18 protein-coding genes are annotated in these 14967 nt (G+C 39.4%); 7 read left to right on the top strand and 11 right to left on the bottom strand.

The genetic code is table 11. The features are described from left to right. Positions 1–84: 84 nt before the first annotated feature. Positions 85–957: a LysR family transcriptional regulator gene (locus tag ACH6EI_RS07685; RefSeq protein WP_028414572.1), complete on the bottom strand. Its 873-nt coding sequence runs from the start codon at positions 955–957 to the stop codon at positions 85–87. A 114-nt stretch (positions 958–1071) separates the two neighbouring features. Here ACH6EI_RS07685 and ACH6EI_RS07680 point away from each other — a divergent pair, with 114 nt between their 5' ends. Then, complete coding sequence (locus tag ACH6EI_RS07680) at positions 1072–1965, top strand: DMT family transporter (RefSeq protein WP_098112404.1); 894 nt, start codon at positions 1072–1074, stop codon at positions 1963–1965. A 160-nt stretch (positions 1966–2125) separates the two neighbouring features. After that, the gene (locus ACH6EI_RS07675) at positions 2126–2554 is read left to right on the top strand and encodes a hypothetical protein (RefSeq protein ID WP_141483523.1); all 429 of its coding nucleotides are present in this window, start codon (positions 2126–2128) and stop codon (positions 2552–2554) included. An 82-nt stretch (positions 2555–2636) separates the two neighbouring features. Here the strand turns inward: ACH6EI_RS07675 and ACH6EI_RS07670 are convergent, their stop codons facing one another. The 3 genes from ACH6EI_RS07670 to ACH6EI_RS07660 form a co-directional block, all read right to left on the bottom strand. After that, positions 2637–3128 carry a GNAT family N-acetyltransferase gene (locus ACH6EI_RS07670; RefSeq protein WP_098112406.1) on the bottom strand — a complete coding sequence of 164 codons (492 nt, stop codon included), beginning with the start codon at positions 3126–3128 and terminating at the stop codon, positions 2637–2639. A 23-nt stretch (positions 3129–3151) separates the two neighbouring features. Further along, positions 3152–3334, bottom strand: coding sequence for a hypothetical protein (locus tag ACH6EI_RS07665; RefSeq protein ID WP_223546684.1), 183 nt, complete (start codon positions 3332–3334; stop codon positions 3152–3154). 169 nt (positions 3335–3503) lie between these two features. Further along, a complete protein-coding gene (locus ACH6EI_RS07660; RefSeq protein WP_014459154.1) occupies positions 3504–4214 on the bottom strand; it encodes a GntR family transcriptional regulator in 711 nt (236 codons plus the stop codon). Between the two features lie 168 nt (positions 4215–4382). Between ACH6EI_RS07660 and ACH6EI_RS07655 the strand changes: the two genes are divergently transcribed. Together ACH6EI_RS07655 and bglA are read left to right on the top strand one after the other, a co-directional pair. Then, the gene (locus ACH6EI_RS07655) at positions 4383–6269 is read left to right on the top strand and encodes a beta-glucoside-specific PTS transporter subunit IIABC (protein WP_099000404.1); all 1887 of its coding nucleotides are present in this window, start codon (positions 4383–4385) and stop codon (positions 6267–6269) included. A 13-nt stretch (positions 6270–6282) separates the two neighbouring features. Continuing rightward, positions 6283–7722, top strand: a complete 1440-nt coding sequence (gene bglA / locus ACH6EI_RS07650; RefSeq protein ID WP_099000405.1) for a 6-phospho-beta-glucosidase BglA — start codon at positions 6283–6285, stop codon at positions 7720–7722. A 77-nt stretch (positions 7723–7799) separates the two neighbouring features. On the opposite strand, the gene ACH6EI_RS07645 is transcribed toward bglA, so the two are convergent. The 5 genes from ACH6EI_RS07645 to ACH6EI_RS07625 form a co-directional block, all read right to left on the bottom strand. Further along, a complete protein-coding gene (locus tag ACH6EI_RS07645) occupies positions 7800–7949 on the bottom strand; it encodes a hypothetical protein (RefSeq protein ID WP_013058052.1) in 150 nt (49 codons plus the stop codon). Between the two features lie 201 nt (positions 7950–8150). Next, a complete protein-coding gene (locus tag ACH6EI_RS07640; RefSeq protein WP_099000406.1) occupies positions 8151–9548 on the bottom strand; it encodes an NCS1 family transporter in 1398 nt (465 codons plus the stop codon). A gap of 241 nt (positions 9549–9789) precedes the next feature. Beyond that, positions 9790–10053, bottom strand: a complete 264-nt coding sequence (locus ACH6EI_RS07635; RefSeq protein ID WP_028414580.1) for an excalibur calcium-binding domain-containing protein — start codon at positions 10051–10053, stop codon at positions 9790–9792. 98 nt (positions 10054–10151) lie between these two features. Beyond that, on the bottom strand, positions 10152–11084 hold the full coding sequence (gene bla / locus ACH6EI_RS07630; RefSeq protein WP_028414581.1) for a class A beta-lactamase: 933 nt from the start codon (positions 11082–11084) through the stop codon (positions 10152–10154). 171 nt (positions 11085–11255) lie between these two features. Then, a complete protein-coding gene (locus ACH6EI_RS07625; RefSeq protein ID WP_028414582.1) occupies positions 11256–11801 on the bottom strand; it encodes a helix-turn-helix domain-containing protein in 546 nt (181 codons plus the stop codon). Positions 11802–11938: 137 nt separating this feature from the next. Between ACH6EI_RS07625 and ACH6EI_RS07620 the strand changes: the two genes are divergently transcribed. Together ACH6EI_RS07620 and ACH6EI_RS07615 are read left to right on the top strand one after the other, a co-directional pair. Further along, the gene (locus ACH6EI_RS07620) at positions 11939–12556 is read left to right on the top strand and encodes a LysE family translocator (protein ID WP_028414583.1); all 618 of its coding nucleotides are present in this window, start codon (positions 11939–11941) and stop codon (positions 12554–12556) included. 108 nt (positions 12557–12664) lie between these two features. Then, positions 12665–12799: a hypothetical protein gene (locus ACH6EI_RS07615; protein WP_260503756.1), complete on the top strand. Its 135-nt coding sequence runs from the start codon at positions 12665–12667 to the stop codon at positions 12797–12799. A gap of 22 nt (positions 12800–12821) precedes the next feature. Here the strand turns inward: ACH6EI_RS07615 and ACH6EI_RS07610 are convergent, their stop codons facing one another. After that, a complete protein-coding gene (locus ACH6EI_RS07610; RefSeq protein WP_028414584.1) occupies positions 12822–13148 on the bottom strand; it encodes an MGMT family protein in 327 nt (108 codons plus the stop codon). A 345-nt stretch (positions 13149–13493) separates the two neighbouring features. Here ACH6EI_RS07610 and ACH6EI_RS07605 point away from each other — a divergent pair, with 345 nt between their 5' ends. Beyond that, on the top strand, positions 13494–14045 hold the full coding sequence (locus ACH6EI_RS07605) for a MerR family transcriptional regulator (RefSeq protein WP_028414585.1): 552 nt from the start codon (positions 13494–13496) through the stop codon (positions 14043–14045). 32 nt (positions 14046–14077) lie between these two features. Here ACH6EI_RS07605 and ACH6EI_RS07600 read toward each other — a convergent pair whose 3' ends face one another. Beyond that, complete coding sequence (locus ACH6EI_RS07600; protein ID WP_028414586.1) at positions 14078–14962, bottom strand: LysR family transcriptional regulator; 885 nt, start codon at positions 14960–14962, stop codon at positions 14078–14080. Between the last annotated feature and the right edge of the window lie 5 nt (positions 14963–14967).

Below are 14967 nucleotides of genomic sequence, written 5' to 3'. Positions count from 1 at the left end.
TTGTATAGCTTTATTATAGCACAAAGATGCTCTTAGTTCCTAAGAGTCTTATGAATTAACCGATTTTGCTTTATAAATAATCTCTTACTTGTCCGAATTTTGCAGCCATGCTTGCGTTGTTTCAGCAAATTTTTTAGCTGCAGGTGAAAGATGATAACGAGTAGCTAGACCAATTGAACGGTAGCTGTCCACTTGAAATGGAATCGCACGCAGCTCTTGCGGGATAGAATCCAAAAGCATTTCAGGTAAAATGCTAATGCCTAAGTGATACGTAATCATCGATAGGATAGCACTTTCATCCATTAATTCAAAGCGAATTTCAGGCTGAAGCCCCTGTTCTTCAAACAATTGCTTAATATCATGATATCCGCCGTATGTCGGCATAATAAACGGTTCTTTCTCTAAATCTTTAAATGAAACGTTTTTTTGATGATACAAAGCACTTTGATTTGATACGACACACAGCAGCGGGTCTTTTTTTAAAGGGATAATATGAAATTGACTTGAATGCGTAATGTTAATAAAACCGCAGTCTATTTCTCCACTTAGCAGCCACTGTTCAATTTCAAGATAATCGCCTTCTTTTAGCTGAATTTGAATGGCCGGATAGCTTTTTTCCATCAGCTGAATAATTTCGGGGAGCCACTTGGTGGATACGCTTTTAAAAATCCCAACTTTAATCGTTCCTTTTGCAAGACCTAAGAGACTGGCTGCTTCTTGATGAACTTTTTCATTTTCTTGCAGCACTTTCCGAATGGCAAGAAGCATCGTTTCGCCTTCTGTTGTTAAGGTAATACCTGATCTGTTTCGATTCACAAGCGAAAATCCAAATTCTGTTTCGAGATTTGTAATGGCATGACTGACCGCTGACTGCGTGAGTGCCAGCGCATCTGCCGCTTTTGTAAAGCTTTTCACTTCAGCTACTTTGTTTAAAATTTCATATTTCACTAAGCTCATTTTATCCCGCCTTAATATGAATTTAATTCATGTTCATCATTATAAAGATTCATTTTATTAATATCAAATTCCTTTGTATACTGTGAGTACATCATAAACAATGGAGGGTTGAACGTGAGTTACCGCACGCGAGCAAATATGATGATGGTTGGTGTAAATGTATTTTGGGGCATGTCGTACGTGTTTATGAAAATGGGGCTGGGTTCGCTCGGGTCATTTACTATCATTGCACTCAGATGTTTAATTGCTTTTTTGATTGCCGGACTGTTTTTCTATAAGCCTTTACTACATATCACGCGCAAAACGATTTTATCATCAGCTATTTTAGGCTTTTTACTATTTTCCGTTTTTTCGTTTGTCACGTTTGGCGTCAGCATGACGTCTGCTTCAAATGCCGGATTTCTTGTCAGTTTAACGGTCATTTTTGTTCCGTTGCTCAACTGTTTGTTAGTAAAGAAGCTTCCTTCTTGGCCGATTGGACTTGGAGTTATTGTTACCCTAACCGGTATAGGTGTGTTAACTTTAAAGCACTCCTTTCATATGAATACTGGTGATGTACTTTGCATCGGAACGGCGCTATGTTATGCCATTCATATTACCTTGACCGGCACGTTTACGAAAAATGAAAATCCAATTGCACTCGGCATTTTACAGCTAGGGTTTGCTGGATTATTTGCACTGACTTGCAGCTTTTTATTTGAACACCCCAGCATTCCAACTACGTTATCATCATGGATTGCGATTTTAGGTCTTGGCGTTCTTTGCAGCGCGATTGGATTCATTTGTCAAGCCATTGCGCTGCGCTACACAACTCCTACTCACACAGGACTTATTTTTGCAACAGAGCCTATTTTTGCTGCGCTGTTTGCCGTTCTCTTTTTGCATGAGCTGTTTACGCTTAAAGACCTTGTTGGTTCTATTATTGTGATTGCGGGGATTTTAATTGCTCAATTAGACGATTTGCTATTTAAAAAAAGAGTTCATTACCAAGAGACTTTGCCAAAGTAAAAGCCGCTAGATAAGAACCTAGCGGCTTTTGTTATGAAGCTAAGATATAAGATTTCTTATAGCAGCCCCAACACTATTTCCACTTTTCTTTTAATAGATGCTAGTATTTTTCAGACTACCTTGCTATTCTATATAAAAAAGTACGTCTAGGTGAACGACTGTGAAGCTTATTAAACGAATACTTTCAACTATTATTTCATCGATATGCGGCGGTGTGGTTTGCATCGAAATATTTGAATTAAATTCCCTTGGCTATACAAGTATAGTAGATTATTTATCGACTTTGCTTATTGGTGTGTATCTTACCGCTCCATTTATTATTATAGTAGGCATCCCTTGTTCAATAGCTATAGCAAACATCATGAAATACATAGCTTCATTTAAAATATTAATTGAACTAATCCTATATCTTCTTTTCGGTATCGTGGGAGCACTCGCCGTATTAACTTTATTTTTGCTAAGTGACGGAATATCGGCTTTTAGTCTCTTTCCGCGAATCCTTATTGTAACGTTGAGCTGCTCATTGCCGTTTGGGTTATCTTCTATACTCATAAACAAGCTATCTAAAAAGACGGTCTATTATACATAGACCGTCTTTTTAGATGCTTTGCTACAGACACATCGCTATCGTTCATTACACTAACCGATATGATTTTGCATAAAGGCTAAGCTTATACCTCATATGTATAAAACTTTTTATCTACGTTCATCACTGGGAAATTTGCAGGCAGCTTTTCTTTTTCTATATGTTGAAATCCATTTTTCTCATAAAATCGATGCGCAGCCCTATATTGTAACGTCGTTCCTAAGTATATTCTTTCCACTTCCCTCTCTTTTGCCCACGCGATGGCTGTATGCAATAAACGGTGAGCTGTTTTGAAGGTGGCTCCTCTATAAGGTTTGGCTACAAACATTTTCCGTAGCGCTACTTGACGGTGTCCAATGTCTATTAAAGCTACGCTTCCTACTGCTTTTTCGTTGCAAACAGCAACCCAAAAGTTTCCGTTGCCCTGTTGATAAAAGCTTTCGATTTTAAATAAATCGGGCTGATCTTTCTCCGTTATTGGAATGTGATATTCTTGCTGCTGAATAGGAAGAATTAAGTCCACTACTTCTTGTTGATACTTACTAGCATATGGCTGAATGATGATACTTTCACTCAAAACCTCCACCGCCTCTAATCAGTTTACTCCACCTTGTTTTTGACTGTTTTTAATACTGCACAACCTATGTTCATTATAAAACCAATTACGGCACCTGCAAGAATCGATATCACACCTACAGCGATAAAATCGCCTTTAGTCGGCTGAAATAAATTCATGGAAAGCAGACCAAACATAAAAAGCATTGGAATAAGATAACTCAGCATCTTTTTCAACTTAGCACCTCATTTCCTTATTTCTATAAACCCTGTAACCATTTTATCGTATATTAATTTCCTATTTATTACAATCTTTATCTTCTTTCATGTTTTTATCAAAGAAATGAAAAAAAGTGCCTGCCTCTCGTTCCTTAGTAATTGAGAGACGGGCACTTTTTTATAAAACATGACTCGTTGCTTGTAAAAAGAACTGAGACTGTTCGTAGTTATATGTCACTTTTGAAAAGTCAAACGGCTGGCCGTTCGCTAAATGAAAAAGTGTTTCAATAAATAATTTAGGATCGCCTTCTTTTAATCCTAAGTACTTTGCTTCTTCTTCGTTCAGCTTGCCGACGTGAAGATATAGATCAGAAAACCCGATTTTTAAGCCAAGGCCTTCTTTAATGTAATGAAAAATAGACTGAGAAACAATTTCGTTATTTAAGTACGTAACGATGGACTTATTATAAAACGATTCTTCCAGACAAAGCGTCTGGCCGTTAATATACCGTACTCTTTTTACATAATAGACGTCGCTATTTTCTTCTATGTTTAAATTTAACGCCGCTTCTTGCGTCGGTTTCCGTACATCTAGCTCAATTACTTCCGACGTTAACTGAAAATCTTCAAGTTCACTTGTAAATCCTTGATTGGAAAGCAAGCCAATATATCCTTTTCGTTTATGACGACGGACAAAAATGCCGCTTCCTCTTACTTGAAAAACAACGCCTTTTTTCTCTAATAGATCTAAGGCCTTTGTTACCGTACTTTTACTCGCCTCAAATTGTGCCATCAGCGTTTCTAATACCGGCAGCTTGTCTCCTTGCTGAAGCTTGTGTTCTTCAATATAGGTTTCAATTTCAATTGCAATTTGTTGGTATTTGATCATAGCTATACCTCTTTACTGAATTTGTCTCAAGAATAACACGATTATACCATAATCTAACTCCATCCCATAAACTTAAATTATTTATTGATTATTATTTTATTTGGGTATTGATAAATTGTATCGGTACAATTATACTGAAAGCGTATACTCAACAAGGGGGTTGAACATATGGGAGGGAAAATTAGAGATTATCACAAGCTTGCAGCAGATATTTTAGATGCAGTAGGTGACGAAGAAAATATCGTAAGCGCTACACGCTGTGCTACGAGGCTGCGAATTGTATTAAAGCGCTCGAAGCCAGAAGCCAAACGTAAGGTGTCTTCTATGGCTGGTGTCATTACGGTTGTTGAAAACAGCGGGCAGTTTCAAGTCGTTATTGGACAGCACGTAGGAGACGTTTATGAAGAATTTGCTAGTTTAGTAAATTTGGATACAGCAGAGGAGCAAACTGAAAACAAAGGCACGATTTTAAACCGTGTGATTGCTACAATGTCCGCTGTGTTTGCACCATTTGTATATATCTTAGCAGCGGCAGGAATTTTACAGGGGTCGTTAATCTTAATTAATTTGTTTTCGGATAGCTTTGCCAAAACGGGCACCTATCAAGTATTAAGCTTTATTTCGTGGGCACCGTTTGTTTTTTTACCTATCTTTATTGCCATCACAGCATCCAAGCATTTTAAAACCAACACCTACATCGCAGTGGCGTGCTGTGCCGCATTAGTCAGTCCAACATGGGCAGAAATGGCGGCCAAAATTGCCGACGGAAGCAGCATTTCGTTTTTAGGTCTTCCCTTATCCGAAACGATCTATACTTCTTCTGTTTTACCGCCTTTATTTTTAGTATGGATTTTGTCTTACCTTGAAAGGTTCCTAAACAAGAGCATTCATGAAGTGGTTAGACCGCTGTTTGTTCCGTTTTTATGTATGGTGATTATGGTTCCTATAACGATTTTACTCATTGGCCCCGTTACAACGATGGGAGCTAACGGAATCGCTCACGGCTATAACTTTTTAGCTGAAAACGTACCTGCCTTAGCTGGAGCAATCATTGGCGGCTTCTGGCAAATTGTTGTCATCTTTGGAGTACATTGGGGAATTACGCCGATGGTGCTTGCAAACTTTGATTTAAACGGCAGAGATTCATTTCAAGCGTATCAAACAATTGCCGTAGTAGCTCAAGTTGGAGCGGTGCTTGGGGTTATTTTAAAAGCAAAAAGCCAAGAAGCACGTAAAGTAAGCGTATCAGCCGGAATAACAGGATTATTTGGTATTACAGAGCCAGCTATCTACGGCGTAAACTTACGTTTTAAAAAGCCGTTTATCTTTGGATGCGTTTCAGGTGCTATTGGTGCCGTTGTAGCAAGTTTCTTTCACCCATATTACTTTGCTTACGCAGGATTGCCTGGACCGTTGACCATTGTAAACGGCATCAGCCAAGACTATCCGATGTCAATCTGGGGAATTTTAATTGGATGTGCTATTGCGATTATTCTTCCAGTTGTGCTTATTCAAGTATTCGGTTACGGAGAAGACGCAGCAAAAGAAGCTGCTGCTGCTGCTCCTTTAAACGAAGTAGCTGTCAGCAACCTGAACGAAAATGAAGAAACGATCAGCGCACCGTTTAGTGGGAAAGTTATCCCACTTTCTAGCGTACCGGACGAAGTATTCAGCTCAGGTGCGATGGGAGAAGGATTAGCGATTGATCCTTCAGATAACAAGCTTTATGCACCTTTTGACGGAACGGTAGTCATGGTAGCGCCAACGAAGCATGCTATCGGCCTTCGTTCAGAATACGGCGTTGAGCTGCTTGTTCATATTGGATTAGATACCGTTACGTTAGACGGCAAGCCGTTTACCCTGCACGTAGAAGACGGTGTAAAGTTTAAAAAAGGCGATTTACTAATTGAATTTGATAAAGAATTTATTGAAACACAAGGGTTACAAACGATTACACCGGTTATTATCACAAATTCAAACGCTTACCGAGAAGTAATCGTTGAAGATGTTGAAAATAGCGGACTAAATCAAACATTATTTACCGTAGTGAAATAAGGAGGAACTAACGATGACAAAAATGCCAAAAGATTTTTTATGGGGCGGCGCATTAGCAGCTCATCAATTTGAAGGTGGATGGAACCAAGGTGGAAAAGGACCGAGCGTAGTAGACGTTATGACTGCAGGTGCGCACGGTGTAGCGCGACAAATCACTGAAACAGTAGAAGAAGATAAATTCTATCCAAATCACGAAGCAATTGATTTTTACCACCGCTACAAAGAAGATATCGCACTGTTTGCAGAAATGGGCTTAAAATGTTTACGAACGTCTATTGGCTGGAGCCGTATTTTTCCTAAGGGCGATGAAGCTGAGCCAAACGAAGAAGGACTAAAATTCTACGACGATGTATTTGATGAACTGTTAAAACACGGCATTGAGCCGGTTATTACGCTGTCTCACTTTGAAATGCCTCTGCATTTGGCTCGAGAATACGGTGGATTTAGAAACCGAAAAACGGTAGATTGCTTTGTGAAATTCGCTGAAGTTTGTTTCGACCGCTATAAAGACAAAGTCACGTACTGGATGACGTTTAATGAAATCAACAACAAAATGGACGTAAACAATCCTCTATTTCTATGGACGAACTCAGGCGTTTCTGTAAAGCCTGGTGAAAATGCAAAAGAAGTGATGTATCAAGCGGGACATCATGAACTTTTAGCAAGCGCTCTTGCCGTATCAAAAGGAAAAGAAATTAATCCAAATTTCCAAATCGGAGCAATGGTGTCACATGTGCCAATCTATCCGTATTCTTCAAACCCTGAAGATGTGATGTTAGCAGAAGAAACAATGAGACAGCGCTACTTCTTCCCTGACGTTCAAGTTCGCGGCTATTACCCGAGCTACGCATTAAAAGAATTCGAACGAGAAGGCTATCATATTCCGTTTGAAGAAGGCGACGAAGAAATTTTACGAAATGGAAAAGTCGATTATTTAGGCTTTAGCTATTACATGTCAACAACGGTTAAAAGTGACGTTGAAGCTGATAATACGGGCGATATCGTAAACGGCGGATTGCCAAACGGCGTAGCAAACCCTTATATCAAATCAAGCGATTGGGGATGGTCTATTGATCCAACGGGCTTGCGCTATACGTTAAATCGCTTCTACGACCGCTATCAAATTCCTCTGTTCATTGTAGAAAACGGATTTGGCGCCATTGATACGGTTGAAGAAGACGGATCCATTCATGACGCATCGCGAATTGAATATTTAAAGTCCCACATCGAAGCGTTAGAAAAAGCCGTGACGTACGATGGTGTTGATTTAATGGGCTATACGCCGTGGGGAATTATTGATATTGTTTCCTTTACAACAGGCGAAATGAAAAAACGATACGGCATGATTTATGTCGACCGTGACAACGAAGGAAACGGATCGATGAAGCGCTACAAGAAAGACTCCTTTAACTGGTATAAACATGTGATTGAAACAAACGGTGAAGAACTATAAGAAATCAGAAAAGATGGGTTCCTGCGTGAAGACACAGGAACCCATCTTTTTTTAGTGTAAGAATAAAGGCAAATACGTTATCTCGGTTTATCTACTAGCTGCGTTTGCGCAATTTCTGTTTGCTTAATTCCTGCTCGTTGAATTTCATCCGCAAACGATTCATGCTTCAGCGTTTTGATTACCTTCTCGCTTCCATCTCGAAGAGTATACACTCTAAATTCATACATACTCTGCCCTCTCCTTTAAGCTATGATTGATGCGATACATTAGATGCGGTCCTATTAAAAGCAACTCATAATAGAGATAACTTTTTCTCTTCTTTACTTTACCCACTTTTTAGGAAACTAGACAAAGAGATTTGCTCTGACGCGGTAAAAGACACACAAAAAGCCTTTGCGGCAAGCAAAGGCTTTTATCTATCTCATAAGTTATTGTTCAAAGATGGTTCCTTTTTTGAACTTTGACTGTTTAAAAGCAAATTTCGTTAAAAGAATATACGCAACTCCTGCGACTACTACTCCTATAATCCAGCCTAAATCAACTTCAATAAACGCAGCACCTGCACCGATGAGCATCGCAAGCAAAGCGCATGGATTGTAGCCGGAAAATGGCCCTTTTTCTTGATACAATTCCTCTACATTCACTTTTTGCTTCCGTAAAATATAGTAATCGACTAGTAAAATAGAAACAATCGGCCCTAAAAAAGCAGAGTAAATCAAAATGAACAAACCAAGACCTGCAGCTGATGAATCTTGAACAAGCACCCAAGGGAACGAGCAAAAGGCAAGCAGCCCGGTAATCGTAACCGCTACTTTATAGTTTGCTTTTGTCAGCAGCGTAATCACATACGTAGGTGGAATAATGTTTGCCACCATGTTTACGGCAATCACGCCAATCACAATAAATGCTGATACAGCAACAGTGATATACGAATTATCGACTACAACCGCGAACGCTTTAACTGGATTGGAAATACCCGTAGCAGAAGCAAGCATTGCTCCGATTGTCAGAACGAATCCGTAGGCTACTAGAATCGGTGTAAAGTATAAAAATCCGCGCTTCTTGTCGCTAATGCCTGGCTTTAGCTCTCTGGAGTAATCGGCTGCGCTTAGAAAAATCGCCGCATAATTACCCATAAACATCATAATGAAAGAAAAGAACGGAAGTCCCCACGAACCTTTTGTATGTACCCACTTCTCTCCTACTACCTCACTATGAGAAGTTAAAAGAACGCCAAATACGTAAACAAGGCCAAGCAATATGATGATTGAAGCAAGCATCTCTACCCATTTAACCGCGTGGAAGCTGTACAGGGAAAGCACAATTTGCAGCAGCTGAATGATAATAAAACAAAGAACAAGATTATCAAAAGACCCTTTGCTCACAATTTTCCCGATTTCATTTAAAGCGGTACCGCCTGTCCAGCTTTGGAAACCATACCAAATGATAGCTGGAATACCTCGTAAAAGTGACGATATAACGGAGCCTTTTATACCAAAAGACATTCGAAGCTGCATCACGTAAGGTATACCCGTCCTGTAGCCAATTCGATCGTTTAACACAAAAAAAATAGAAATAATACCGATGGCAATAATGGCTGCTACAAACGTTTGAAAAAGATTTAATACCGCAGTACCTGCGATTACCAAGCTAGCACCAAGCGTCATGTTTCCTAAGTTAACGCCGTCTCCAATCCACATAAACATATAGGCCAGTGGAGTTAACTTTCGATCCGCATCCCTTTTTGGCTTCAGCGAAGGATCAAGCCCCCTATCTTGATGAGAATGCACCTCTTCTATAACGGAACTTGTTGCATTTGTAGACACTATACACTCAACTCCTTTTTATGATGTTTCCACTCTTATTTCTAACATAAGATGTAAGTTAATTTAACATGTACATAGTGTATACGAATTTTAACGCAAGTTCATTATTATTTATGTGAATTTTCTGATATTAATTTGTGCGATTTAACTAATTTTTGATCTTAGCTCGCAACATACAGGAGTTGATGACAATAAAAAATCCAAGCGCTTACAATAAGCGCTTGGATGAGTCACTCAGTATTTATTTTTCACAGGCAATGTAGTCTTTATCTCGATCTAGCTTTGTATTGGCATCATACAGTGCTTTTGATACGTACGGTTTGTACTTTGTTTTGCCGCCTTTATTCTTTACATTAGCCGCACGAGCTACGCCGCCTTTGTAGTCTTTGTTTAATTCGGTACAGTTTTTGTAAGATTTAGCTGCCGCATCTACGTTTGAAACCATGCCAAAAGATACGCTTGTTAATAAACCGAAAGATAGAACAATTGGAAAAATCTTTTTCATAAGAGATACTTCCTTCCTATATTTTGTCTCATTAATAATAGAATGTTCTATCAATCTTTTCAATCTTTTTTTACATTTAAACTACTATTATCCATTTTTTATTTATGAGTAACTTTAAGAGCCTTGACCGCTTGTTTAGCCGCTTCTGCAATCAGTTTATCATGATACTCCGCATCTTTTTCCGTACGATCGGAAAGGATCGCAAGAACAATTGGATCTCCGTTTGGCGGCCAAAGAATGGCAATATCATTTCGCGTCGCGTAGGAGCCTGCGCCTGTCTTATCGGCTACTTCCCAGCTTTTTGGCACGCCCGCTCGTATCAAGGCATCCCCTGTCGTATTTCGTTTCATCCAATCCGTTAAAAGTGCACGTTTGTCTTCAGGAAGTGCCTGTCCAAGTACATACGTTTGAAGGCTTGCAGCAAGTGCTCTTGGTGTACTTGTATCGTGGGTTTCTCCTGGATTCACTTCATTTAAATCGGGCTCAAACCGCTCAGGCAGCGTTACATCGTCTCCTATGTTTTCTAAAGCTTCTTTAAATCCGTCCGGTCCGCCCAGCTGCTGCAGAATTAAATTCCCTGCCGTATTGTCGCTGTAGCGAAGCGATGCATCCGCGAGTTCTTTAAGAGTCATGCCTGTATCCACGTGTTTTTCTGTAATAGGGTTATAGTTCACAAGGTCATCGCGCGTATAAAAGATTCGCTCGTTGAGATCTTCAATTGATTTCTGCTGTAAAAGTGCACCGACAGCAAGCGCTTTATGAGTAGACGTATAAGCAAAACGCTCGTCCGGGTGATACGTTACCGTTTTATTTGTACCGGTATCTAATGCATAAATGCCAAGATTCGCATCATATTTTTCTTCAAGCTTAGCAAACTCTCGATCACTTTTAGTTTCTTGTTTTTGACACTTCACCGTTTCAGCCTGTACTCCGCTGCTTGAAAAGCCTACAACCGCCGCGCATGATAGAGCCAGTGCAGGCATCATTTTTTTAAGCTTTGAAGTGTAAAACATCTCTTTCCATCTCTTCATTACCTTTCAACACCTTTCCAAAAAGTATTTAGTATGTAGTCTCTTAGGTAGAGGTTACCAACAATTCTATTTTATCAATTGTTTACTCTCACAAACATGATAGTTTTATCACATTTATATAATAAAGTACCCGATAATGAAGAATAACTAGCATACCACCTATTAATAAATTTAAAATACCGGCGGCGTAACGGAAAATAAAATAACGGCTTTCTCATCAAACGGATTGTCCCATTTGTGCTTAAGATGCGAAGGGATTTTGACGCTATCTTCTTTTTCTAGCACGTATACTTCCTCGTCCAAATACACTTTAATTTTTCCTTCTAAAACGTATGCCACTTCCTCCCCTTTATGCGCTAAAGGAGTTTCAGATGAAGACATCATGGGAGGGACTTCCATAATCGCCGTAGCTAGATTTCCAGTAAAATCTGGTGATACTAGCGAATACGTTAACTCTTTTACCTTCATCGTTTTACGCTCGTTTGACCGTACGACTAAATGAGAGGTATTTATGTCTTCAAGCAAAAAGCTAAAAGTAGGCACGTCGAGGCATTTAGCTAAAATCTTAAGCGTTGAAATAGACGGATTAGCTAACCCTCGTTCAATTTGACTTAGCATAGACGGCGTGACATCCGCTAATTTTGCTAATTCACGACTGCTTAGTCCCTTTTCTTTTCGAAATTTCTCTACTTTTTTTCCAATATCTATGTTTTCCATGATGATTCCTCCGTAAAAGATGTTTAATTATATTTAATTTTATTAAATTAAACTTAATAAACTGAGTTAAGTGTGTTAAATTATATTTAATAAATAAAGTATATTTTAATTTTATCACAGCGAGGAGGAAGAAAAAAATGAATGACATCTTGACCTTTTTGGTTCTTACATTGTTTGTTATTATGAGCCCTGGTATCGATACCGCCCTTATCACGAAACGAACGATGGCAGACGGACAAACGGGCGGCTATAAAATGGCATTAGGCTTAGCGAGCGGCTCTTTAGTTCATACGCTCGCCGCCACGTTTGGCTTATCGGCTCTTCTCCTTCAGTCAGCTTTGGCATTTGAAATCGTAAAATACGCAGGAGCCATTTACTTAATGTACTTAGGCATCTCGGCCTTCCTTTCTAAAAAAAGCAATGCATCTTCTTCTGTAAAAGAGGAAAAGTCAAAAGAAACATCCGCTTTTCGTCAAGGCCTTGTCTCAAATGTACTTAATCCAAAAGTAGCCGTGTTTTTCTTAACTTTTTTACCTCAATTTGTTCAAAGCGATCAAAACGTAACGCTTCAATTGCTTCTTATGGGAATAACGTATACGATCCTGGCTATCACGTGGTTTTTCGTATTCGTCTTTTTTATTAACTATTTACGAAAATGGCTTACAACACCTAGCGTGCAGCGCTTTATGGATAAAGCAACGGGCGTCGTGTTAATCGGGTTTGGATTAAAGCTCGCTTTTGAAAAACATAAATAACAAAAATAAGTTAGTTGAAGAAAGTTCCGAACGAGTTTGATTTTTGATGGAGAATCAAACTCGTTCGGATTTTTTTATTAATAGGGTAAATGCAGGTGCTTCTAGCCGTTGATTGAAGGGCAAGGCGAAGACTCCTGCAGGAAAAGCGGAATAGATGAGCCCCCGCAGGAGCGCAAGCGACGAGGAGGCTCATCGGCCGTCTGCGGAAAGCGAAGTCTTGCACGGAAATCAACAGACGTGTAACAAGCAATTCATACTCAATCATTTATCTCAATTGTTGTTTATGCACGTCAGGTTCATAGAGATAGACTTTAAGATCAAGTCTTCCATCCGAAGAAACGAGTATTCCTTCCGCTTCGAGTGAAAGTTTTTGGACAACATGCATTTCTTCATCTTTAAATCCAATTTCTCCTTTGGAATTGATGACTCGGTGCCAAGGAAGATTATGTTTCTTACTCATTGAGTGCAGTACTCGTACAACTTGTCTTGCACCTCGAGGGCTTCCAGCCAGGCGGGCAATTTGTCCGTATGTCATGACTTTCCCATGAGGAATTTGTTTAATAAGTGCTACTGTTCGCTCTGTAAAACTCATGCTGCCCCTCCTTTTATTCTTTAGTACAACATTACCATAATTAATAAACAGTGAAGTAATCACTCGATTTTTCTTCAGCAACATTATAAGATAATACATAAGAAGTACGCTCATCATTGTGCAACATTCTTCAGGTAAATGCTTGTATTTCCTATTCTTCAACTAGCAAATCTTTGCGCGAGTGGCAGCTTATCCCTTATTTATGACACTGTGATTATAAAAACGTTACAGAAATCAACACAGCAAAGTACGTAGAAGCGTTACGTGATAAGATAAACAGTAGATACTAGTACAATTTCAAATTGATGCTGACGAATAAGTAATCATTTAAAAAGTGGTGAGAAAATGACAAAATGGCTTAGTGTAAAAGAATTATCTGAAGAAACGAGTATTCCTACTTCAACTATCAGAAGATACATAGATAAATTCGAAGATTTCTTTATACAAAAAGAAGATCATCGACCAAAACAATATGAAGCTGCAGCTGCGACCGTTTTACTGAAAATTAAGCAGCTTTATGATGAAGGCTGTCAAGCAGAAGAAATCAATGAAGCGCTGCAAAAAGAATTCTCTTTGACTACAAGCGAGGATCAAGCTGCCGTGTCTCTAGACGAAGACAAAGAGGACACAGAGAACACGGCAGAAGCCGATGACCAGCCCGAAGCCGATGACCAGCAGCCGACACCTCCCGAACAGCCGGTACAGCCTTCACCCCAACAAGAGCCTGATACAAAACAAATTCTTCAGGAAAAAGATAAGCAGCTTATTCAATCTTTGCGTAAAAGTCTGCGTGAACAGCAGGCCATTTCAGAATTAGTAGAAGCTTCAAAAGAAAGCAGCGTAGTAGGTAAAAAGAGATCGATTTTAAAACGGTTATTCAAACGAAAAAAGGACTAAGCTTGTATACGAGCCTAGGTTAAAAAACACCTTTATTTCTGGTCATGGAATTTATGTAAAACAAAGTTTCTAAACTGTTTAACAGCCGGCGATAGATATCTTCCTTCAATCCATGCTAGTCCAATTACTCGGTGGCAGTTGGCTTTAGCTAATGGGATTTTCACTATTTTGCTTTGATCTATTCCGTGTAAATCTGGAAGGATAGAAATTCCTAAGCCGGCTCCTACTAGTCCTGCTACGGTATCAGCTTCCTCTCCTTCAAACATGATGTGAGGCATTCTTCCTGACTCTTCAAATAACTGCTCAAACGTAAGACGAAGAGAAAAGCCTTCTTTTAAGTGAATAAATGATTCCTCAGCAATTTCTTCTAGTGCAATACATTCACGATCAGCATACCGGTGATTTTTCGGTACGATTACAAACAGCTCTTCACTCCAAAGATGCTGCCATTTAATGAACGATTTCTCTTCCATCGGCGCAATCAAACAAAGATCCAGTTCGCCGAGCTCCAGCTGTTCAAGGAGCACGTGCGAAGGACTTTGCCTCAGCTGAAAATTCACCTTAGGATATAAACTGCGAAACGAAGCGATTAAATCTGGAATCAAATCCGTGCTGAGCGTATGTAAAAATCCAAGTGACACCTGCCCTTTTTCAGGATCTAGCAGCGCTTGAATTTCCTCTTGTCCTTTATCAAATTCTTTCATTATGTTATCTACACGCTTTAAAAAAACTTTACCATATTGATTTAATATAATGGAACGTCCTTGCCGGTCAAATAGCGGTGCTCCTACTTCCTCTTCAAAACGAGCGATTGAACGACTGAGCGCAGGCTGCGTAATTAACAGCTCTTCTGCTGCGCGCGTCATATGCTGCGTACGTGCTAGCGTTTGAAAATATTTAAACTGCTGCCATTCCACTTTGT

Source organism: Priestia sp. JSM ZJ58 (assembly GCF_044383985.1).
GTDB classification, from domain to species: domain Bacteria; phylum Bacillota; class Bacilli; order Bacillales; family Bacillaceae_H; genus Priestia; species Priestia zanthoxyli.
Note: the sequence above shows the minus strand (reverse complement) of the source record. Positions and strands in the feature narration are given on the sequence as shown.